Source organism: Petrotoga sp. 8T1HF07.NaAc.6.1 (genome assembly GCF_016772115.1).
In the GTDB taxonomy this organism is placed as follows: Bacteria; Thermotogota; Thermotogae; order Petrotogales; family Petrotogaceae; genus Petrotoga; species Petrotoga mobilis.
This window is the reverse complement of sequence record NZ_AUPG01000036.1, coordinates 1-1,561: the sequence shown is the minus strand read 5'-3', so window position 1 is coordinate 1,561 and position 1,561 is coordinate 1. Positions and strand designations below refer to the sequence as shown.

Here is a 1,561-nt window from a genome sequence, read left to right as displayed (position 1 = left end):
CGTCTAATGTAATACTTAGAATGTTCTTCTTTATTTGGTTTATAGTTTCTTCGTTTGCTTTTCTGATCTTTTCTTCTAAACTTTTATCGAAATCTTCTCCAAACCTTTGATTGAGAATTTCTATGATTAATTCTCTTTCTCCTTCAAGTTTACCTTTTTCAATACCTTTTTCCATTCCTTCATTCTTTAACTTTTCTGTTATCGTCATTATCAATTCACCCCTTTCATCCATTACCTTTTTTGCTACTTCTTTTACCTTTTCTATGTTTATATCGTCCCTTGTATACATTAAATACAACATACACGATTCAAATAATTCATTAAACGTCTTTTTGTCTTTTATCCCAACAAGAAGTTCAAATGCCCTTCTTAATTCTTCATCAAACTTTTCTCCCCTTCTTACTCTTGCCACCCTTGTCGTTTGTAATATCGCCTTTAAATTTGCTAACCCTACTATACCTAATTTTTCTTCCGGTGAGAAATCATATATCTCATATTGGTAAGTGGGTATGTATTGTTTCATTATTTCTGGTAACTCTTCTATTCCTTCTATGAGATTTATTAACTTGGTCTCTATATTCCACTTGTTTTCTCCATTGTATATTACTAGTGGTATTATTATAGGTAATTTGTTCGTTTTAGTGTTGTATTTTTCCTCCCATATCCTGAGTATGTATTTTAAAAGTTGTAGAAGTACACGAGGATCGTTGTAACTTTTGTGTTCAAAGAGAATGTATATGTATCCATCTTTTCCATTTATTCTCGTTTTGTACAACATGTCTGAGTGACTTTCTTTTAAATCTTCATCCACATAGCTGTAATCATTAAGGGGCTTGCCCCTTAAGATCCCCGAAATCAAGTCCAAATTCAAAATCATTTAAAAAAAATCGTTTGCACAAAGCAGCAAACGTAGATAGTTTTCTAAGAAATTTTGAGCTATTTTTATGTTACCAAAATGTTTTTTGAAGAAAGCATCGTGTGGATTGTTTAATTCACTCATCTTTGACCTAGCTTTTTTGTTAGATTTGTGTTATTCAACTTAATTATACCATATGTTTTTGAAAGGTGTTATTTTATCATATAACTTATATATAATGAGTTTTAGCGGCCCTTCGTCCGTATCAAGAGTTAAATAAAACATCAAAACCAACAGCGACAAGAGATCTTCGCAATCTTGTTGATAAAGGAATAGTTATAATGCAGCGGGAAGCTAAAAGACAAATATATTATCAATTGAGCCAAAATAGAGCCAATTGAGCCAAAATAGAGCCAATAGGCAAATTTGACAGTTACAAAAACGTAAGAATTCTAAAACAGGCATGAATAAATCTTCTGTCATAACATCCAATGTCAGGAGACAAAAATATATCACTCCTCATTGAAACCATCACAACAAAGGAGTGATATTTTTTAAAAGCAGAATTATAAACCTTATACTTGATATTAGTATCAGCCTTCTACAACTATTTCAGTTTTTCTTTTAATTCTTCTATGCTTATCTCTAACAAGTTATCCCCTATGTAATCTATCGTCTTTTCGTCTGCTTCTCTTATCTTAGCTT

General features: G+C 31.3%; 1 protein-coding gene. It reads right to left on the bottom strand.

Annotated features, from left to right (window positions below; translation table 11 throughout):
- A partial coding sequence (locus NAAC61_RS10460) for an Rpn family recombination-promoting nuclease/putative transposase (RefSeq protein WP_337920139.1) occupies positions 1–877 on the bottom strand: 877 nt, incomplete at its 3' end.
- Between the last annotated feature and the right edge of the window lie 684 nt (positions 878–1,561).